General features: G+C 70.8%; 17 protein-coding genes. 9 read left to right on the plus strand and 8 right to left on the minus strand.

Going from position 1 to position 20,215, the window contains the following annotated elements:
- Nucleotides 1–106: 106 nt before the first annotated feature.
- On the minus strand, nucleotides 107–2,191 hold the full coding sequence (locus tag CHB84_RS09595; RefSeq protein WP_089301182.1) for a S9 family peptidase: 2,085 nt from the start codon (nucleotides 2,189–2,191) through the stop codon (nucleotides 107–109).
- 245 nt (nucleotides 2,192–2,436) lie between these two features.
- Between CHB84_RS09595 and rocD the strand changes: the two genes are divergently transcribed.
- Nucleotides 2,437–3,666, plus strand: a complete 1,230-nt coding sequence (gene rocD, locus CHB84_RS09600; RefSeq protein WP_089301254.1) for an ornithine--oxo-acid transaminase — start codon at nucleotides 2,437–2,439, stop codon at nucleotides 3,664–3,666.
- 61 nt (nucleotides 3,667–3,727) lie between these two features.
- Here the strand turns inward: rocD and zapE are convergent, their stop codons facing one another.
- Entirely contained in the window at nucleotides 3,728–4,786 is a 1,059-nt protein-coding gene (gene zapE, locus CHB84_RS09605; RefSeq protein WP_245818656.1) for a cell division protein ZapE, read from the minus strand.
- 114 nt (nucleotides 4,787–4,900) lie between these two features.
- Here zapE and CHB84_RS09610 point away from each other — a divergent pair, with 114 nt between their 5' ends.
- Entirely contained in the window at nucleotides 4,901–5,659 is a 759-nt protein-coding gene (locus CHB84_RS09610) for a pyrimidine reductase family protein (protein ID WP_089301255.1), read from the plus strand.
- 67 nt (nucleotides 5,660–5,726) lie between these two features.
- On the opposite strand, the gene CHB84_RS09615 is transcribed toward CHB84_RS09610, so the two are convergent.
- Complete coding sequence (locus CHB84_RS09615) at nucleotides 5,727–6,974, minus strand: CaiB/BaiF CoA transferase family protein (protein ID WP_089301184.1); 1,248 nt, start codon at nucleotides 6,972–6,974, stop codon at nucleotides 5,727–5,729.
- 116 nt (nucleotides 6,975–7,090) lie between these two features.
- On the opposite strand from CHB84_RS09615, the gene CHB84_RS09620 reads away from it, so the two are divergent.
- The 4 genes from CHB84_RS09620 (at nucleotide 7,091) to msrB (ending at nucleotide 11,346) form a co-directional block, all read left to right on the plus strand.
- A complete protein-coding gene (locus CHB84_RS09620; RefSeq protein WP_217898501.1) occupies nucleotides 7,091–8,656 on the plus strand; it encodes an alpha/beta hydrolase in 1,566 nt (521 codons plus the stop codon).
- 345 nt (nucleotides 8,657–9,001) lie between these two features.
- Nucleotides 9,002–10,540, plus strand: coding sequence for a serine/threonine-protein kinase (locus CHB84_RS09625; RefSeq protein ID WP_245818657.1), 1,539 nt, complete (start codon nucleotides 9,002–9,004; stop codon nucleotides 10,538–10,540).
- 71 nt (nucleotides 10,541–10,611) lie between these two features.
- The gene (locus CHB84_RS09630; RefSeq protein ID WP_089301257.1) at nucleotides 10,612–10,908 is read left to right on the plus strand and encodes a hypothetical protein; all 297 of its coding nucleotides are present in this window, start codon (nucleotides 10,612–10,614) and stop codon (nucleotides 10,906–10,908) included.
- A gap of 9 nt (nucleotides 10,909–10,917) precedes the next feature.
- A complete protein-coding gene (gene msrB / locus CHB84_RS09635; protein WP_089301186.1) occupies nucleotides 10,918–11,346 on the plus strand; it encodes a peptide-methionine (R)-S-oxide reductase MsrB in 429 nt (142 codons plus the stop codon).
- Between the two features lie 27 nt (nucleotides 11,347–11,373).
- Here the strand turns inward: msrB and hemQ are convergent, their stop codons facing one another.
- From hemQ to hemE, 3 genes are all read right to left on the minus strand, one after another.
- The gene (gene hemQ, locus CHB84_RS09640; protein ID WP_089301187.1) at nucleotides 11,374–12,078 is read right to left on the minus strand and encodes a hydrogen peroxide-dependent heme synthase; all 705 of its coding nucleotides are present in this window, start codon (nucleotides 12,076–12,078) and stop codon (nucleotides 11,374–11,376) included.
- A 33-nt stretch (nucleotides 12,079–12,111) separates the two neighbouring features.
- Nucleotides 12,112–13,554 (minus strand): protoporphyrinogen oxidase, encoded by a 1,443-nt coding sequence (gene hemG / locus CHB84_RS09645; protein ID WP_089301188.1) that lies wholly within the window; start codon nucleotides 13,552–13,554, stop codon nucleotides 12,112–12,114.
- Between the two features lie 86 nt (nucleotides 13,555–13,640).
- Nucleotides 13,641–14,744, minus strand: a complete 1,104-nt coding sequence (gene hemE, locus CHB84_RS09650; protein WP_089301189.1) for a uroporphyrinogen decarboxylase — start codon at nucleotides 14,742–14,744, stop codon at nucleotides 13,641–13,643.
- Nucleotides 14,745–14,859: 115 nt separating this feature from the next.
- Between hemE and CHB84_RS09655 the strand changes: the two genes are divergently transcribed.
- The 3 genes from CHB84_RS09655 (at nucleotide 14,860) to CHB84_RS09665 (ending at nucleotide 18,026) form a co-directional block, all read left to right on the plus strand.
- A complete protein-coding gene (locus CHB84_RS09655; protein WP_176439885.1) occupies nucleotides 14,860–15,423 on the plus strand; it encodes a DUF3000 domain-containing protein in 564 nt (187 codons plus the stop codon).
- Nucleotides 15,424–15,899: 476 nt separating this feature from the next.
- Nucleotides 15,900–16,616 (plus strand): response regulator, encoded by a 717-nt coding sequence (locus CHB84_RS09660; RefSeq protein WP_089301191.1) that lies wholly within the window; start codon nucleotides 15,900–15,902, stop codon nucleotides 16,614–16,616.
- 147 nt (nucleotides 16,617–16,763) lie between these two features.
- Nucleotides 16,764–18,026, plus strand: a complete 1,263-nt coding sequence (locus CHB84_RS09665) for an HRDC domain-containing protein (RefSeq protein ID WP_425432292.1) — start codon at nucleotides 16,764–16,766, stop codon at nucleotides 18,024–18,026.
- Here CHB84_RS09665 and CHB84_RS09670 read toward each other — a convergent pair.
- Both CHB84_RS09670 and CHB84_RS09675 read right to left on the minus strand, forming a co-directional pair.
- The gene (locus tag CHB84_RS09670) at nucleotides 17,995–19,263 is read right to left on the minus strand and encodes an aminotransferase class V-fold PLP-dependent enzyme (RefSeq protein WP_245818647.1); all 1,269 of its coding nucleotides are present in this window, start codon (nucleotides 19,261–19,263) and stop codon (nucleotides 17,995–17,997) included. The genes CHB84_RS09665 and CHB84_RS09670 overlap by 32 nt on opposite strands.
- On the minus strand, nucleotides 19,260–20,051 hold the full coding sequence (locus tag CHB84_RS09675) for a tryptophan 2,3-dioxygenase (RefSeq protein WP_089301192.1): 792 nt from the start codon (nucleotides 20,049–20,051) through the stop codon (nucleotides 19,260–19,262). The genes CHB84_RS09670 and CHB84_RS09675 overlap by 4 nt, the downstream gene beginning before the upstream one ends.
- Nucleotides 20,052–20,215: the final 164 nt, after the last annotated feature.

A 20,215-nucleotide genomic window follows, 5' to 3' on the forward strand; every position in this document is an offset into this window, starting at 1 on the left:
GCGTCCCGGCCCACTGTGTTGGGCGCGGGAACGCCGTCCGGTTACGGTACCTGCCTCTCCATGCAGCTCTCCGGCGTCCGAGGGTGCCCTCGCGGGCGCTGCCCGCTCACGTGACGCCGAGCTCCCTGCGCAACCAGTCCACTTGCATGCAGAGCAGGTTCTCGGCGACATCCTCATCCTGCGGCGTCATGTGCGTGGCCCCGGCCAGCGGGAGGAAGGTGTGTTGCCTGCCTGCCGCCAGCAGTGCCGAGGACAGCCGCAAGGCGTGTGCCACGAAGACGTTGTCGTCGGCCAGGCCGTGCACGATCAGCAAGGGCCTGCTCAACCGTTTCGCGTCGTCGAGTAGCGAGTTCCGCCGGTACGCCTCGGCCTCCCGCTCGGGGTGGCCGAGGTACCGCTCGGTGTAGTGGGTGTCGTACAGCGACCAGTCCACCACCGGCGCTCCGGCGACCGCGGCGTGAAACACCTCGGGCCTGCGCAGTACCGCCAACGCGGCGAGATAGCCGCCGTAGGACCACCCCCTGATCGCGACCCGGCCGGTGTCCAGCTCGGGGCGCTCCGCCGCGAGCGCGTGCAACGCGTCGACCTGGTCGGCCAGGGTCACGCCTGCGAGATCACCGGCGACTTCCTTCTCCCAGTCCGGCCCTCGCCCCGGAGTCCCCCGCCCATCGGCGATCACCACCGCGAAGCCCTGGTCGGCGAACCACTGCGCGGACAGGAACGCGTTGCGGCTGCACAGCACACGTTGGGCGTGTGGCCCCCCGTACGGATCCAGCAGTACCGGCAGCGGCCCGTCCTGCTCGCGGTACCCCGTCGGCAGCAACAACGCGGTGCGAAGCTCCCTTTCCCCCACCACGTGCACGGCGAGGTTCGGTTCCATCCCGGGCTCTTCCGGGTACGAGCCGACCGGCACCTCGGTTCGCCCCGGGCCCAGCACGGCCACCCGTGGTCCGCTGTGATCGAGCCCCCAGCTGGACAGCACCGTCGTCCCGGCCGTACCAGCCCCGATGTGCACGCCATCCGAGGTCGACACACGGAGCACGCTGTCGCCTTCGGTGCGGTAGACGTGGATCTGGGTCGGGTCGTCCTCCGAGGCGCAGAACAGGACCTCCGTGCCGACGTGCAGGACCGAGCGCACCTGCACGCGCGGCTCGGTGACCGGCTTGCCGTCGATCACCAGGCGGTGCGCGCCGTCGCTTGCCGCGATCCACACCAGACGCCCGTCCGCGGTCCACGCCGGCACGCCGGAAGCGAGCTCCACCCAGTTCGGGTCGGTCTCGCTGTGCAGCACTGTCGTGCTGCCGTCCCGGGTGTCGACGGCGTGGACATCCACCCGGCGCTGGTCACGGGACTGCACGGAGATCAGCGGCGGGCCGCCTTCCGACCAGTGCGCCGCGACCAGATACTCCCAGTCCCCCGACCGGACCGGGATGACCGTCCCGTCCAGGCCGACCAGAGCCAGCGAGACCGCGACATTGCGCGAACCCGCGGCCGGGTAGGGCACCGTCCGCGCGTCGCGCTCCGGCTGCGCCGGGTCCGCGATCGTCCAGCGCGGCACGGCCGAGTCGTCGCTGCGCTGCGCCAGGAGGAACCGCCCGTCCGGCGACCACCAGTACCCGGCGGACCTGCCCATCTCCTCGGCGGCGATGAACTCCGCGACCCCCCAGCTGACGTTCGGATCGGACTCGGAAACCAGCTCGACGTCCACACCGCTGTCCAGCGCGATCACCCGCAGCGCGCCCCCGCAGGCATAGGCCAGATGCGTGCCCTGCGGGTTCAACCGCGGATCGACGACGGCCCCCTGGGCCGTGGCGTACTCGGAGATCGCCCCGGTGGCGACGTCGACGGTGAACAGCCGGCCGGAGAGGGTGAACGCTGCGGTCTCGCACGTCGAGTCCACCGAGTACCGCACCACCCCGCCGCCGGTTTCCCTGCTGCGTTCGCGGCGTGCCCGCTCCTCGTCCGGGAGGTTCTCGTCGCCGGAATGCAGGCGTTCGGCGTCGACGATCTTCACCTCGCGCCCGGACGTCAGGTCGAGCGACCACAGGTCGTGCTGCCGGTCGTAGCCGTCCGCACTGCGCAGGAACAGCACGCGTGAGCCGTCCGAGGCGACCCGGAAGTCCCTCGGCGCTCCCAGCGTGAAGCGTTGTGTGCGGGCGAGCCTGCGCAGGAACGTGCCAGATCCGGTCACCGAACGAGCTCCTCATCTGTATACGGGTATGCGCGACTGTTCACGGCTTGTCGAAGACTATCTTCCGGCGACCGCTTGTGCCCGCATACCGGTACGGGTCGGTGCCGGGTACAGCAGTCATCGTCCCGGCTACACGACTGCGGACAACGAACCACCTTGCCGGCGGGATATACGCACAACGAATCGTCGCAGCGTGCAATACTGTCGTGCTGATTCGCGCGCATCCGGAGGCCTATGCTGTTGATATGACGCTGACCGCGAACTCCTTGCGCACGCGAGCCGCGACCGAGTACATCGAGCTGGACGAGCGCTGGTCGACGCACAACTACCACCCGCTGCCGGTCGTTCTCGCCGAAGGGCGGGGCTGTTGGGTGACCGACGTGGACGGCAACGATTACCTCGACTTCCTCGCCGGCTACTCGGCGCTCAACTTCGGTCACCGCCACCCCGACCTCGTGGCGGCCGCGTCGGCGCAGCTCGAGCGGCTCACCCTGACCTCCCGCGCGTTCCACCACGACCAGTTCGGAGCCTTCTGCCGGGAGCTCGCCGAGCTGACAGGGACCGAGATGGTGCTGCCGATGAACTCCGGTGCCGAGGCCGTCGAGTCGGCGGTGAAGGTGGCCAGGAAGTGGGCCTACCGGATCAAGGGGGTACCGGACGGTACCGCGGAGATCGTGACGATGAGCTCCAACTTCCACGGCCGGACCACGACCATCGTCTCGTTCTCCGAGGACACGGATGCGCGTACGGACTACGGTCCCTACACACCCGGTTTCGTCACGGTCCCCTACGGGGACCCGTCCGCCGTCGCCGACGCGATCACCGAACGGACCGCGGCCGTGCTGCTCGAACCCGTGCAGGGCGAGGCCGGTGTCGTCACCCCGCCGCCGGGTTTCCTGGCCGAGGTCAGGAGGCTCTGCGACGAGCGCGGTGTACTCCTGATCGCCGACGAGATCCAGTCCGGTCTCGCGCGCACCGGCACCGTGCTGGCACTCGACCACGCCGGGGTACGCGCGGACCTCTACACACTGGGTAAGGCACTCGGCGGGGGCATCCTGCCGGTCTCGGCCGTGGTGGGGAATGCGGCCGTACTCGGGTTGCTGCGTCCCGGGCAGCACGGCTCCACGTTCGGCGGCAACCCGCTGGCGTGCGCCGTCGGCCGGGCCGTCGTCCGCCTGCTCGGGTCCGGCGAGTACCAGCGCCGCGCCACAGAGCTCGGCGCGCACCTGCACGGCAGGCTCGGCGAGCTCGTCGGGCGCGGCGTCGACGCGGTGCGCGGGATCGGCCTGTGGGCGGGCGTGGACATCGCACCGGACGGACCGACCGGTCGACAGGCGTCCGAGATGCTCGCCGCCAAGGGTGTGCTGTGCAAGGAGACGCACGGGTCGACGTTGCGGATCGCTCCACCGCTGGTCATCGACGAGTCGGAGCTGGAGAGCGGCATCGACGCCATCGCCGGGGTGCTCACCGGGTAGCCGGAGCCGGCCGTGATGCGTTGTGGCAGTTGCGGCAGCCGGGACGCGTCGCGACCACCGGTCAGATGCTGCTCGCGTCGGACTCCCGCGCCAGTGCCGTCAGCCTGCTCAGCGCCCGGAGGTACTTCTTGCGATAGCCACCACACAGCATCTCCTCGGAGAACAACACGGACAGCGGCTCCCCGGACGTGACCACCGGGATCGCCCTGTCGTACAGCCGGTCCACGAAGGAGACCAGGCGCAGCGCCACACTCTGGTCGGTCACCCCGGTCACCCCGCGCAGGTGGACAGCTGCCACCCCGTCGAGCAGGCGCCCGTACCGCGAGGGATGCAGGCGCGCCAGGTGCTCGCACAGCACACCGAAGTCGTCCATCGTCGCCCCGTCCAGCGCGGCGGCCGATGCCGTCAGCTCGCCCTCGCCGACGGGATCGGGCGCGTCCACCGCGTCGCGATGCCGGTAGTCCGGGCCGTCCACGCGTACGACCTCGAACCGTGCCGACAAGGCCTGGATCTCACGCAGGAAGTCCTCCGCGGCGAACCGGCCCTCGCCGAGCTTGTCCGGCAGCGTGTTCGAGGTCGCTGCCACGTGCACACCCGCCGCCATCAACTCCCGCAGCAGGCGCGTGACCAGCATGGTGTCACCGGGGTCGTCGAGTTCGAACTCGTCGATGGCGAGCAGCTGGTGATCGGCGAGCCTGGCCACCGCCGTGCTGAACCCGAGCAGCCCCACGAGGTGCGTCAGCTCGACGAACGTGCAGTACGCCTTCGGCCCCGGCACGTCGTGCCACAACGAGGCGAGCAGGTGCGTCTTGCCGACCCCGAACCCGCCGTCGAAGTACAGGCCGCGCGTCCCGTCCCCGCGCGCCGTCGCGTTGGGCGTGCCGAGCCTGCCGGGAAGCAGTGCGCGCCACCCGCGGCGCCCACCGGCCGCTGCCCGTGCGGCCACGCTCGCGGCGAACGCGGCGCCCGCGGCTACGGCGTGTTGCTGGCTGGGTTCATCGGGGTTGGGGATGTACGTCCCGAACCGGACGGTGTCGAACCGCGGCGGCGGGACGAGCGCGCCGACCAGCTCGTCGGCACTGACCGTGGGCCACCGGTCGGCCAGCCTGCCCGCGGACACGTCGACACCGTCCTCGCCTGCGGTGTCGGGGCCTGCTTCGGGACCAAGGGACATGGCGGGAGCGTAGCTGGCCTGCCGCTGTGATGGGATGAACGCGTGGACCAGCTGTGGCCGATGACACCGCGTGAAGCGGCGACACCTGCGGTCGGCGACGCCGACCTCGAGGCGCTCTACGCCTACCCTGAACCACTCGAACGGCCGTGGGTGCAGGCGAACTTCATCGCCTCGGTCGACGGAGCCGCCAGCGTCGATGGTGGCTCGTCGGGGCTGTCCCACCCCGTGGACCGGCGCGTGTTCGCGCTCGGCAGGGACCTGGCTGATGTGGTTCTCGCGGGGGTCGGGACCGTGCTCGCCGAGAACTACGCCGGCGTCAAACCCAGCGCCCGGCGTCTGGAACGCCGCACGCGGCTCGGGCTGGCCGGGGTACCGCCCATCGCGGTGGTCAGCAGCAGCTGCGCCATCCCGCCAACGGCACGGGTGCTGGTCGAGACCTCCGTGCCGCCCATCGTGCTGACCTGCCAGGCTGCTCCCCCCGAGCGTGCGAACGCGCTCCGCGACGCAGGCGCCGAGGTGGTCACCGCAGGAGAGGACAGGGTGGACCTGGCGAGCGCCCTCGACGCCCTGCGCGATCGGGGGTTCTACCGAATCGACTGCGAGGGCGGCCCGCGGCTGTTCGCCGGGATGCTCGCCGCCGACCTGGTCGACCAGCTGTGCCTGACCGTTGCCCCGCTGGCCACCGGCGCCGGTGCCGATCGCATCGCGGCCGGTCCCCCTGCCGAGCACCTCCACCGGTTCGAACTGGCCTCGGTGCTGCACGAGGACGGCTTCCTGCTGCTGCGCTACCGCCGTCCGGCAGCCGAGACCGGCACGTGAGTGCGAGCCGAAGGACTCCTTGGGTACGTGCGGTGCACCGGAGGAGCATCCCTCGGCTCGAGATCGACTACGCCACGACGCCGTCGGCACGCCACCGTGCGACCTGGTGCGAGGTGTACCCCAGCCGTGCGAGCACCGTGTCGGTGTGCTCTCCCAGCCGCGGGATCGCTCCGTGCCCTGGCGGCACGCCGTCCGGCATGGCCGGCGGCGACAGCATCCGCAGCGGGCCGACCGGCGAGCCGGCATCCTGCCACTTCCCCAGCTCGCGCAGTTGCGGATGCTCGGCGAGCCCCGCAACCGAGTTGAGCCTGCCTGCTGCGATCGATGCCTCGTCCAGGCGGGTGAGCAGCTCCCCTGTCGGAAGCCCCGAGGTCACCTTCGTCACGAGGTAGTCGACGCGCTCCCGGTTGCGCGCCCGGCCGATGTTGGTCGCCAGCTCCCGGTCATCAAGCAGCTCAGGGCGTTCCAGCACCTGCCGCGCAAGGCGTTCCCATTCCCGGTCGTTCTGCACCCCGATGAGCACCAGGTCACCGTCGGCGGTGGGATAGGCGTCATAGGGCACGATCGCCGGGTGCGCCGTACCGGTACGCGGCGGGGCACCACCCCCGTAGGTCGCCATGTACAGCGGGTGGCCCATCCATTCCGCGAGCGCCTCCAGCATGCTCACGTGCACCGACGCGCCGACTCCGGTGCGTTCCCTGCGAAACAGTGCGGCCAGCGTGGCCGAGTAGGCGTACATTCCCGCTGCGATATCGGCGATCGGGATGCCGGACTTGGCAGGCGAGTCGGGAGTCCCTGTAACCGAGACCACGCCGGCCTCCCCCTGCACCAGGAAGTCGTAGGCCCGCCTGTCCTTGTACGGCCCGCTCCGCCCGTAGCCGGAGATCTCGACGGCGACCAGCCCCGGGTACGTTGCCGCGGCCGTCCCGGCGTCCACGCCGAGATTCGCTGCCGAGCCGGGCCCGAGGTTGTGCACGAACACATCCGCCCGCTCGAGCAGCGCGCCGAGCACCTCGCCGCCCGCCCGGGTCTTCACGTCCAGCGCGACGGACTCCTTGCCGCGGTTGAGCCAGACGAAGTGCGACGCCAGGCCGAGTACCTCCGTGTCGTAGTGACGCGCGAAGTCGCCACCGCCGACCCGTTCCACCTTGGTCACCGTAGCGCCCTGATCAGCCAGGTGCCGGGTGGCGAGCGGAGCCGCGACAGCCTGCTCGAGCGCCACGACACGTACGCCCTCCAGCGGCCGCTGGTCACGTGTGTCTCCCGCGGTGCCGTGGGATCCGGCGGCCGTGCCGGCATCGCGATCGCACTCCATACGCGTCATCCTCCCGGAGCGGTGGTGCTTACGGGGTACTCACCTCGGCTCTGCCATGCTCGACGCCAAGAGTGGCAGACGACAGACACGACAGCGCGTGAGGAAGAGGGTGTGGGGTGCCACCTGCTCGACTTCGCGGCCGAGCCGGTCGGGGGCTGGTGCTCGCCGTCGCAGCCGCGACGCTACTGGCGGGTTGCGTCCCCGGGCCTTCCGAACGGCCCGCGGTCATCGCCCAGGACGATCCGGTGACCGGGGACTCCGACGGGTCCGCGGAGGAAGTGCCCCTGCCCCCGCTGGAGCAGCCGGAGCATCCCGGCATCGCGTGGCAGGACTGCGAGGGAGATGCCCGCGACCGCATCGACGAGCAGGACGTTCCCGGCTCGATGCGCGTCGACTGCGCGGTGGTCAGCAGCGTGCTGGACCCACCGGGCCTCCCGGACCGCGGCATGATCCGGCTGTCCCTGACCAGGATCGGCAACGGGGATATCCCGTTGCTCGTCGTCAACGACGTCGGAGGCCTGCCCGGTGGGGTGTACGCGGCTCGGTTGGCCGGTCAGCTGCCCGAGGAGATGCTCGAGACGTTCTCGCTCGTCGGCGTCGACCGCCGGTACACCGGCCGGTCCAACCCCAACAACTGCATCGAGCCGGATACCAGGGCACGGATGCTGGGGTTCGACCCGGCGGCCGACGACCTCAAACCGCTGATCGACACAGCAGGCAGCGCAGGCCAGCAGTGCACCATCGAGCTCGGCAACGAACAGGGTGCGCTGGACTCCTGGCGCAGCGCAGGCGATCTGGAACACATCCGGGAGCAGCTCGGGATGTCCCGGCTGCACGCGATCGGCCGTGGCGACGGATCCCAGGTGCTCGACCTCTACGCGCAGCGCTACCCGGACACCGTCGGCCGGTTCGCCCTCGACGGGATCCCCGACCCCGCCGACGACCACGCCAACAGGCTGGAAGGCATCGCCGAGGGGGCCGAGGCCACGCTCGGGGCCTTCGCCGCGGACTGTTCGCGCGACGACTGCCCACTGGACGACGCCGAGGCGGCGGTCACCGAGCTCACCGGGGAGCTGCGAGCGGACCCGCTCCGCACGCCGCAGGGCGAGCTGATGGGACCCGCTCTCGCGCTGCGGGCCATCCGGGCCGGCCTTGCCGACCGGGAACTGTGGCCGGAACTGGCCGAGGGCATCGCCGATGCGCTCGACGGCGACGCGGCCGGCCTGGCAACGTTCACCGAGCCGATGCTGCACGCCACCATCAACGGACCGCCCACGGTGGACACCGCATGGGGAACGCGCTGCAACGACACACCGACCCGGCTCAGCCCCGACCGCATCAACGAGACCAGCGCCGAGTGGCGGGAGCGGTTCCCGGTCTTCGGCGGCCTCCTCGCCCAGCGGCTCGCCTGGTGCGCGCCGTGGCCGACCGTGGAGGAGCAACCGGCCGAGGGGATCACCGATGACGTCCCCCCGATCCTGGTCGTCACGACGGCGGCCGACCCGGTGACGCCCGAGGAAGGCAGCCTGCGACGCGCGATGCAGATGCCGACCTCGGTCACGCTGTCCTGGCAGGGCGCCGGGCACGGTGCGATCGGTCGGTCCGGCTGTGTGAACGAGCGCGTGCACGGCTTCCTCGCGGATGGGGACGTACCGGCGGACGGCACCCCCTGTCCTGCATAGGGCGTGTCCGGCAACCCCGCGTACCTGCTGGTCGACACGCCTTTGTTCGGGCAGGCCACCGCGGAAACGGCGTGCGGATGAACGGCACTGCCGCACGTCAGGATCGTGTCGCGGGCAACGCCCACCACATCCAGCGGCGCAACCCCGCGCAAGTACACTCGATCCGGTAAGTGTGGCGGATTCTTTCGCGTCCGCCCCCGTCGCACGGTTGGTGCGGGCGGTTCGCTACCCCAGCCGCACAGGACCACAGCCGTGCAGGCAACGTCTCCAGGAGCGAGCACCATCGAAACCGGGCAGCTGATCGCAGGGCACTACCGCCTGGCCGAGCATGTCGGTTCCGGCGCGATGGGTGTCGTCTGGCGCGCGGTCGACGTGCGCCTCGAACGTTCGGTGGCCGTCAAGAGGGTCGTCAGCCAGCACGGCCTGTCCGAAGCCGACCGGGACGCGCTGCACAAGCGAGCGATGCGCGAGGCGAAGATCGCAGCGCGGCTGCAGCACCCGAACGCCATTGCCGTGTACGACATCACCGAACACGACGGCGACCCCTGCCTGGTCATGGAGTACCTGCCGTCTCGAAGCCTCTCGGATGTCCTTGCCGAGGAGGGCACCGTGCCGGTCGCCACGGCAGCCCGCATCGGCGAGCAGGTCGCCGCCGCCCTGGTCGCCGCGCACCGCGCGGGCATCGTGCACCGTGACGTCAAGCCCGGGAACATCCTCATCGACGACACCGGTGTCGCCAAGCTGACCGACTTCGGCATCTCCCGCGCACACGGCGACATCACACTCACGCAGACCGGCCTGGTCGCAGGCACCGCTGGTTACCTCGCTCCCGAGCTGGCCAGGGGCGGTGACCCGAGTGCCGCCTCGGACGTCTTCGCGCTCGGCGCCACCCTCTACCACGCCCTCGAGGGGCAGTCTCCATACGGAAGCGGCTCGAACCAGCTCGCACTGCTACACACCGCGGCCAGCGGGAAGGTCAACCCACCGACCCGGTCCGGGCCTGCGACGGCGCTGCTGATGTCCTTGCTGCGCGTCGCTCCGGAGGAGCGTGCCACGATGCAGCAGGCCAGTGAACGGCTCGCCGCGATCGCCTCGGGTGGCGGTGTCCCGGCGCCACCCCCGCCGGTGCTGCCTGCGAGGCCACCGGCCGACGGCTCCGCCATGGCAGAGCCGTCGGCGAGCTCCGCAGGGCCTTCTTCACAGCCTCCGGCCACGCGACAGCAACCGACGCTCGCCGCGACATCGGCACATCCGTCCCCCGCGAGCACGGCCACGTTCGAGCCGGCGAGCAGCGACGAGCGTTCCGCGGGCCAGGCACCGAGCAGGCCGCATACGGGATCGCCCGGCCGGTCCGGGACCACCCGGTCCGCGGGCGCCACAGGTAACCGTGCGCTGCTACTCGGCGGGGCCGGGTTCCTCGCCTTGCTGGTGCTCGCGCTCGTCCTGCTCATCAACCCGGACGACGATCCGGGCGATGCCACCGGCTCCCCTGCCGAGAATCCCGAGGTCGGGTCGGAGCCGCAGGACGATACCGGCGACACGGAGGAGCCGACCGGCACCGAGAGGTCCGTCGACGACTGGGGCGCCGCAGGCGAGCTCGTCGTGGACTACTACACGTTGCCCAGCGAGATCGACGCCTCCTGGGACATGCTCACCGCCGCAGGTCAGGGCGCCTTCGACGGCAAGCGCGGCTTCGACCAGTACTGGCAGGGCTACGACCAGGTTTACGCGCAGAATGCGCGAGCGAGCCCGAACGAGGACGGCTCGGTCACCATCTCCGCCGATGTCACCTTCATCGAGGGTGGCCAGGAACGCACGGAAAGCCGGGAGCTGCGTATCGTCAAGATCGACGGCGAGCTGCAGATCGACTCGGACACCCGGTAGCGCGGGCGGCAGGCTCACCGGGCCGCTCTCGGCAGTGCGCGCACCGTGCCACGTGACTTACTGTGGACGGCATGAGCCAGGATCACCCGGCCGAGCACCCCCGGTTCTCCGCCGATCTGATCGGTCTGGATCCGGACGACCAGGAAGCGCGGGCGTTCGCCGAGCATCTCGACAAGATGGAACGCAGTGGACCAAGCTTCACCATCGAGGGCTCATTGCAGGGGGTCGCGGACTTCGCGGAGTCGAGCACCAAGCTCGGCGGGCCGCGCCGGTACGTCGTGGCGCTGGTCGTGACCCTGATACTGCTCGGTATTCTCGCTGCCACCTGGCAGTTCGCAGGCGGACTCGCCGCGTGGTTGACGGGATAGGGTGCATATATGGAGCAGGAAACACCGGCGACGCCCCGGGTCGCCAAGAGTGAGCAGCAGTGGCGCGAGGAACTCTCCGCCACCGAGTACCACATCCTTCGTGAGGCAGGCACCGAACAGCCCTTCTCCGGGCAGTACACCGACACCACCACGGAAGGCGTCTACTCGTGCCGTGCCTGCGGTGCCGAGTTGTTCACCAGCGACACCAAGTTCCACAGCCACTGCGGCTGGCCGTCCTTCTTCGATCCCGCCCGGTCAGACGCCGTGCTGCTGCGCGAGGATCGCAGCCTGGGCATGGTGCGGGTCGAGGTGCAGTGCGCCACCTGCCACAGCCATCTTGGCCACGTGTTCACCGGTGAAGGCTACGACACTCCCACCGACCAGCGGTACTGCATCAACTCCGTGGCGCTGACCCTGCGCCCGCGTGCCGACGGTTGAGTTAGCTCCCGCCGCGACGGCTGCCCGTCACGGGAGGGTGGCGACCAGTTCCGCTGCGGCGACCCTCGTGCCGGTGTAGAACGGCACTTCCTCGCGCACGTGCCTGCGGGCCGAGCTTCCCCGCAACGTCCGCATCAGGTCGACGATGCGGTACAGGTCGTCTGCCTCGAAGGCGAGCATCCACTCGTAGTCGCCGAGCGCGAAGGCCGGCACCGTGTTCGCCCGGACGTCCGGGTAGTCCCGCGCCTGCTGGCCGTGCTCGGCCAGCATGTGACGCCGCTCCTCATCCGGAAGCAGGTACCACTCGTAGGAACGCACGAACGGGTACACGCACAGGTACTTGCGCGGTTCCTCCCCCGCGAGGAACGCCGGGATGTGGCTCTTGTTGAACTCCGCGGGTCGGTGCAGGGCAGCCTGGCTCCACACCGGGACCGACGCACGCCCGAGAGGTGTCTTCCGGAACCCGCTGTAGGCATCCTGGAGCCGTTCGATCTCGGGGGCGTGCCACCAGATCATGAAGTCCGCGTCCGCTCGCATGCCGGATACGTCGTACACGCCGCGGACGGTGACGTCCTTGGCGGCCAGCGCGTCCAGGTACTCCTGGGTCCCGGCGCCCGCCTGGTCGCGATCGTCCGGAAGCCTGTCGGGGTCGGCCCGGAACACCGACCACATGGTGTACCGGATCGTGTCGTTCAGCTCGCGGATCCGCGCAGCGTTCGTCTCACCCGTCATAACCCGATTCTGCCCGCACGGCGAGCTTCCTGGTCATCGGGGACCCTGTTCGCCAGCGGGGTCCTCCATCGCCGGTGACCCGCCCGTCAGCAGGCGGGCCACCTCGCGTGCGGCGACGTCACCGGAGCCGATGCAGGCGGGCACGCCGACGCCGCGCAGGGCCGCCCCGGCGACCGCGAGCCCGGGTAGCCCGGCCACGGCACGGTCGATGCGGTCCACCCGCGCGGTGTGGCCAACGCCGTACTGCGGGAGCGCGTCGTTCCAGCGATACACGGCCGAGGCCGCCGGCTCGGCTGCCACGCCCGCGACCTCCGCCAGGTCGGCACGCACCCGCCCGACCAGCTCCGCATCGGCTGCCTGCAACGAACCGTGGTCCCCGAACCGCCCCACCGAACCGCGCACGAGCGTGCCGTGCTCGGGGGCGCGCTCGGCGTAATGTGGCCACTTGCGGGACAGGAAGGTGAACGCCTTGGCCGTGAACTCACCGCCGCCCGTATGGCGCTCCCCCGTGGCGATCAGCACACCCGAGGCGTCTGGCAGCTCGGTGCCCGGCGGGAAGGCGAGCTGCACCACGGCCATCGACGCCAGCTCCACCTCGGCGAAGGCGCGTGCCGCATCCCCGGCCTCCTCGGCGAGCAGCTCACTGGCCACCGGGGCGGGCACAGCAAGCACGACGCCGTCCACCTCCAGCTCCGCGCCCGTGGCCCCGAGTCCGACTCGCCAGCCCGACACCGGGGCGGCCCGCAACCTGCTCGCGGGCTCGCCGTACCTGATGTCGGCTGCTGACCGCGTCGCCAGCTCGCGCACCAGTACGGACAGGCCGCCGTGCAGCGTGCCGAACACCGGGTCCCGAGCGGTCTCCGCCGGCAGCAGCGCCGCGGCGGCACTGGTCAGCGACCCGGCCCCGGCATCGAGCTGCCTGGCCAGCTCGGGAAGCACCGCACGCAGCCCGAGCCCCTCGGCTCCGCCCGCGTACACCCCGCCCAGCAGCGGGTCGACCACGCGGTCGACGAGCTCGTCGCCGAACCGCTCGCGGAGCAACGCACCCAGCGAGACGTCCCCCCTCGGCGGCGCGAGCTGCGGAAGCTCGTTCTCGGCGCGTACCGCGGCGCGCCCCTCCGGCGACAACGCCTCAGCGACCACGTCCGGCGAGCCGGGTATGCCGAGAACGGTGGGCGCGGGTAGCGGCACGGTACGCGCCCCGGCCCGGATACGCGGGCGCGCGCCCCCCGGGTGGACCAGCCGCCCGCGCAGGCCGAGCTCGTCCACCAGGTCGAGCGCCTCGGGCCTGCGCACAAGGAACGCCTCGGCTCCGGCGTCCACCGGTAGCCCGGACAGCTCGGCGGTGCGCACCTTGCCGCCCGCGTGCGGGCCGGCCTCCAGCACGGTGATCCGCACGCTGTCACCGAGCAGGGTGCGCAGCCGGTACGCCGCGGTCAGCCCGGCGATCCCACCGCCGACCACCGCGATTCTCATGTCGCTCCCCTACGTCGACCGCTCTGCACTCGGGTCCTGTCACCGCCTGCACGCCAACAATGACCTGCCGTTCATCAGCCGGTGGGTCAGGGCCGCAACCCGTGCACGAGCTCGACGATGCGGGTCAGCACCGTCGGGTCGGCATCGGGCAGGACACCGTGTCCCAGGTTGAACACGTGCCCGGCGGCGGCACGCCCCTCCTCCACGATCCTGCGCACCTCGTCCTCGACGACCGGCCAGGAGGCGAGCAGCAGGGCGGGGTCGAGGTTGCCCTGTACGACAGGGGGGTCCTCGCCGCCCGGACTCATCCGCCGTGCCGCATCGTCGAGCGGTACCCGCCAGTCGACCCCCACGACGTCGGCACCGGCCTGGCGCATGGCAGGCAACAGCTCGCCGGTACCGACACCGAAGTGGATACCCGGCACGCCGGCATCGGCGATACCGGCGAAGACCTTCGACGAGTGCGGCAGCACGAACCGGCGGTAGTCGCGCTCCGACAGCGCCCCGGCCCAGGAGTCGAACAGCTGCACGGCGTCGGCTCCCGCGGCGAGTTGGGCGCGCAGGAACGTGACGGCCATGACGGCGAGCTTGTCCATCAGGCGGTGCCACAGCTCCGGATCGGCGTGCATCAGCGCCTTGGTCCGCTCGTGGTTCTTGCTCGGGCCGCCCTCGACGAGGTAGGAGGCCAGCGTGAACGGCGCGCCCGCGAACCCGATCAGCGGTGTGTCGCCGAGCGCGCCGACCAACGCGCGCACCCCGCCCGCGACCGGGTCGACCTGCTCGGTATGCAGCTCGGGCAACTGATCCACGTCACTCCGGGTACGCACCGGCGAGCGCACGACGGGACCGACGCCGGAGGAGATCTCGACGTCCACACCGGCGGCACGCAGCGGCACGACGATGTCGCTGAACAGGATCGCGGCATCGACCCCGTGCCTGCGGACCGGCTGCAGGGTGATCTCGGTGAGCAGATCGGCGTCGAAGCACGCGCCGAGCATGTCGACTCCGGCGCGCAACCGCCGGTACTCGGGTAACGAGCGGCCGGCCTGCCGCATGAACCACACGGGCAGCCGCAACGGCCGCCTGCCGCGCGCAGCCAGAAGGAAGGGGGCGTCCGAGAGGTCACGGCGCGTGTCGGCGCCCAGTGTCGGCTGCCGGGGGGCGCCGAGCGGTTCAGTGCTGGAGGACATCAGGAATGCATGATCCCACGATGCCCCGTACCGCCGTCATCGGACCTGAACCGGATGGGCACCGCCCGGCGTGGCTGGTCTCCGCACCCGGTTCACGCGTCCTACAGTCGGGTATGTGACCGCGATGAGCCACGCGCCGCAGGCGTTCCAGGAAGCGGTGGCCGCACTGTGCGCGGTGCAGTCACGCGCCGAGGTCGTTCTCGAACCGATGCGACCGCCGCAGCGGCTCGCCCCGTGGTCGTACGCCTTGGGTTGCGAGGTCACCGGTCCGGCCGACGTGCTCGCCTCGGGCAGGGTCGTGCTGCTGCACGACCCCGACGGTCACGAGTCCTGGGACGGGGTACTGCGCCTGGTGACCTACGTGCGCGCCGAGCTCGACCAGGAGCTGGCAGGCGATCCGGCCCTCGCGGCGGTGGGATGGTCGTGGTTGACCGACGCCCTCGAGGCGACCGGCGCCGACTACCTCGCGCTCGGTGGCACGGTGACGAAGACGTCCTCCACGCGGTTCGGCGACATCGGCGGTCCGTCCCAGGCCGACGACCTCGAGCTGCGCGCATCGTGGACACCGGCGAGTACCGAGCTACGCGCGCACGGTGAGGCGTTCTGCCAGCTGATGGCCAGTGTCGCGGGCCTGCCACCGGTCGGGGTCACGCTGTTCGGCCAGCGTCAGGGCTCCTGAGCCGCGCCACACCCGCGCTCGCTCACCACCCGACCGCCGGGCCGCCCCGCGACGCACCGACGCTTCGCGCGCGGCCACTCCGCATCCCCGTCATGGACCGCGGCAACCGGCGAGTACCACGCTGTGTCACAGGCGTGGGTGATCCCCGCGCACCACCGGGCCGTCCACACTACGTGCCGGCGGTGATGCGCCGCCGAACACTACTCCGGTCCGTTGAAGCAAACCCCCAATATAGAGGAATCGCATGAGCCGAAAGATACGTTAACTGCCAACGCTTCTGTCGCCCCATGGTGTTACGTTGATGCCATAAGGTAATCAATTCACCCGAATACTTACCCGTTCGATCGCCCCACTGACCCTCTCAGGCGGTTACAGTGCTCTCTACGACACCACTTTCGGTCGACAGCTGGCGCGGTTATCGACCGAGGGTGCCGGTGCCGGTCGGGGGGCACGACCGACTCCAGGGAGGTAGTGACGTGGCTGCCGTCGGCTTCACTCAGGCCGTCCGTTCCACGCCAGCTGGCGCGTTGCCAGCAAGCATGGTTCCGCATCCGCGGGAGGAGCTGTTCTCGGTACTGGTGGTCGATGACCACCCGCTGCTGAGAGAGGCGATTTCCGCACGACTAGCACAGATGGGAGCAGGTACCGTCCACGAGGCCGCTTCGGTGGCCGAGGCGAGACTGCGGGCATCGGCCACCGGGCCGTGCGACCTCGCGATCCTCGACCTCGGATTGCCGGACGGCAGTGGTATCGAGCTCGTCGCCGAGCTACGCCATCACAACTGGCCGCGCATCGTCGTACTCGCGTCCTCGGACGATCCGTACGCGGTGCGTGCCGCATTCCAAGCGGGTGCTCAGGCGTACTTGCTCAAGTCGGCATCACCGGTCGCCGTGACGGACGGGGTACGCCGGGTTCTCGAGGGTGGCGTATACGCCGACCCCGGTGTCGCTCCGGTGCTGGCTACCGGAACGCGGGTCCCGAGTACCGACAACACCCCGAGGGAGCTGTCCTCCCGAGAGGTGCAGGTACTCCAGCTCGTCGCGGACGGCAAGTCCAACAAGGAAATCGGCGACGAGCTGAGCCTGTCAGCGCTCACGGTGAAGTCTCACCTGTCGCGCATCGGCAGGAAGCTCGGCACCGGCGACCGGGCGCAAATGGTCGCGTTGGCCATGCGCGCGGGCGTTATCCGCTGAGCCTGCGGGTCACGCACGGACCGGTTGGCGTGGTCCCGACCCGCACGGGCCGGGCTGTGCCAACCGGCTAGCCCACTGGCTAGCCAACCGGTTACCCGCGGACTACGGGACGGGCACGACCCGCGCCCGTCCCGTAGTCTGCGGGATGTGAGCACCGCCAAGGACGACACGGTGACCGACGACCCCGCGGATACGGCACGGTCCGGGGGACTCACCGCCCTGACCGAGCCTGCCGAGGGCACGCCACCGGTGATCGAGGACCGTGCCGGGCTGCAACGCGCCTGTGACGCGGTTGCCGCCGGCAGCGGGCCGGTCGCGATCGACACCGAGAGGGCTTCCGGGTACCGCTACTGGCAGCGGGCGTACCTGGTTCAGGTTCGCCGCCACGGGTCAGGCACCCACCTGATCGATCCCGTCGCCCTCGACGGGGCACTGGAGCCCCTGGCCACGGTACTGGCCGGGACCGAGTGGGTACTGCACGCCGCATCCCAGGACCTGCCGTGCCTTGCCGAGCTCGACCTCCATCCCGCGGCGCTGTTCGACACCGAGCTCGCCGCGCGCCTTGCCGGGTTCCCGCGCGTGGGCCTGGGCACGCTCGTCGAGCAGCTACTGGGTTTCCAGCTGGCCAAGGGCCACGGCGCCGCCGACTGGTCCACCCGTCCCCTGCCGCGGGCCTGGCTCAACTACGCCGCACTGGACGTCGAGCTGCTGCTGCCACTGCGGCGGTCGCTGGCCGAGGTTCTCAGCAGGGACGGGAAGATGGTCTGGGCCGAGGAGGAGTTCGACGCGGTCCGGCAGGCGCCCCCGGCCGCCCCTCGCAGCGAGCCGTGGCGGCGCACCTCCGGCATCCACAAGGTACGCACCCGGCGAGGGCTCGCTGTGGTGCGTGAGCTCTGGAACGCCCGCGACGCACAGGCCCGCAAGCGTGACCGCGCCCCGGGAAGGGTCCTTCCGGACAAGGCGATCATCGCGGCGGCCCAGGCGATCCCCGGCAGCGTCGAGGAGGTGGTCGCGCTACCCGGGTTCGGTGGCCAGCACCAGCGGAGGCATGCCGGTACGTGGCTGCGACGGATCAACGTCGCCCGCACGTCCGGCGAGCACGAGCTGCCGCTTCTCACGCGCAACAGCTCCGACCCGCCGCCGCCGAACAAGTGGGGTGACCGCGACCCCGACGCCGCGGCCCGGCTCACCGCGGCACGGGCAGCGCTGACCGAGGTGGCCGAGCGGCACGAGCTGCCGGTCGAGAACCTGGTGCAGCCGGATCTGGTGCGCAAGCTCTGCTGGGAGCCGCCCGCCGACATCGGGATGGACGGCACGGCGACGGCCCTGCGGGCAGGGGGCGCGCGGCCGTGGCAGGTGAGCCTGACCGCAGAGCCCCTCAGCCGTTCCCTCGGGACTTCGGCAACGTGACCCCGCCTGTCCCCCGCCCGACCCGCAGGACCTCGCCGAGCGCCGCCATGGCGTCGCGCAGCTGCCGGTCCGACAGGTACGGGGCGGGGCCGAACCGCAGGTAGTCGCCGCGGTGATCGGTGTACACCCCGTATCGCGCGAGCGAGGCGCGCACCGCCGAGGCTTCCGCGCAGCGGAGCGCGAGGAAGCCGGCGTAGTCCGACCGGGGGCGGGTCCGGTCGCGGGTGACCAGCTCGGGCGGCAAGGCCAGCTCGTCGAAGGCGTCGGCGAGGACACTGTTCTGGTGTAACGAGACCTCGCGCAGGAACGCGGGAGTCAGGCCTTGCGCGCGGAAGAACTCGAACACGCTTGCCGCACGGTAATGGCTGGTCGGGTCGTACGTCGCGCCCGCGAACCGCGCGGCGCCGCTGCCGTAGGCCACCTCGCCTGCCCCGGGCCGCTGGGAACGCGCGGAGAACTCGCTGAACCACCCGGTGACGACAGGGCGGAACCGGTCGGCGTGCCGGGGAAGGCGCAGGAAACAGTTGCCCTCGCCGAGCTGGAGGTACTTGTACCCCCCGCCCACGATCCAGGCCGCGCCGAGCCCCTGCTCGTGAATCGGCATCCCGACCACTCCGAGGGCGTGGTAGGCATCGACGAGCAGCTCGGCGTCCCATCGCGCGCACGACTCGGCGAGCCCGTCCAGCCCCGGCACGATCCGTGCCGTCTCGAACAACACGGCCGACACGAGCACGGCCGCGGCGCGCCCGTCCACCTCGGCGGCAAGCCGCTCGGCGAGCGTGTCCGCAGGCTCGGCAGGCACGCGCACCACCTCGACTCCGGCCTCGGCCAGACGGTCGAGCTGCCTGCGCACGGTGTGGAACTCCCCGTCGGTGGTGACCAGCCTGCGCCTGCCGCACAGGTCGAGGCCGGAGAGGAACCGCACGAGCAGCTCGTGCGTGCTCGCTCCCAGAGCGAGCTCCCCGTCGGGATCGCCGAGCAGCGCGCGGTAACCGTCCCGCACCTCCTCGGCCTTGTCCGCAGCGCGATCCCACTTCCCGTCGAGCTCGGCAGCGGCATCGGTGAACGCCGCGAGCTGCCCATCGATCGCCACGTCGGGCCACGCCTGGTGGGAGTGCCCCGTCAGCGGGAGCCGGTTGGCCACGTCGAACCGCGAGTAGTGCTGCGCCAGCGCGTTCGGGCCGGCCCGCAGGTCCGCCAGCCGGAGTCCGCCCGGCACGGGTGCGTGTTCGTTCACAGCCTGCTCCGCACCGCCCACAGGTCCGGAAACGCCGGCACGCCCACGGTGGAGCGCAGGTAGGACGCTCCGGAGGATCCCCCTGTCCCCTGCTTGTCCCCGATCGTGCGCTGCACCATCATCACGTGCCGGTAGCGCCACTCCTGCTGGCCTTCGTCGAGGTCGACGAGGTGCTCGCAGATGGTGGCCGCACCGCCGTCATCGGCATAGACACGCAACAGCACGTCCTGCACCTCCTCGGAAGGTTCCCATGGTAGGCGCACGTCGCGCCGCAACGCCTCCTCCGGAACCGGGTAGTCGTGGCGTGCCAGGTAGCCGAGGAACGAGTCGAACAGCGACGGGTTCTCCATCGCCTCCGCGATCCGCTGCCGGGCACCGCTCTCCGGCGGGTAGTGCTCGAACACCTGCCGATCACGCCTGCCGAGTACGGCCTCCAGCTCGCGGAACTGCGCGGACTCGAAGCCGCTCGCCGCATCCAGCCGTGCCCGGAACCCGGCGAACTGGCTGGGTGTCATCGTCTCCAGCACGTCGATCTGGGCCACGACGACCTTGAGGATCGTCAGTGCCCTGCGTAACGTCCGGATTGAGTGCGCGGTGTCGCCCGTCTCCAGGCGCGACCTCAGATGCGCCAGCTCGTGCAACAGCTGCTTGAACCACAGCTCGTACACCTGGTGGATCACGATGAACAGCATCTCGTCGTGCTCGTGGGACCTCGGCCGTTGCGCGCCGAGGATCTCCGGCAGCGCGAGGTAGGACTCGTAGGTCAGTGCCGCGTTCCGTTCCGTCATCCCGTGCATCCTGCCATTGACCCGGCGCCTGCCGCGCCGTATCGACGGCGTGCGCATGTGGTTACACAATTAATCGATAATTGTCGATTGTCGATTAAGGGAGGCGAGGGGGGCTCGACCGGGTTCGCGCTGAGGCCTAAGCGCGCTGGTTCGCCTGCCTGTCC

This window comes from Haloechinothrix alba (genome assembly GCF_900188115.1).
GTDB lineage: Bacteria > Actinomycetota > Actinomycetes > Mycobacteriales > Pseudonocardiaceae > Haloechinothrix > Haloechinothrix alba.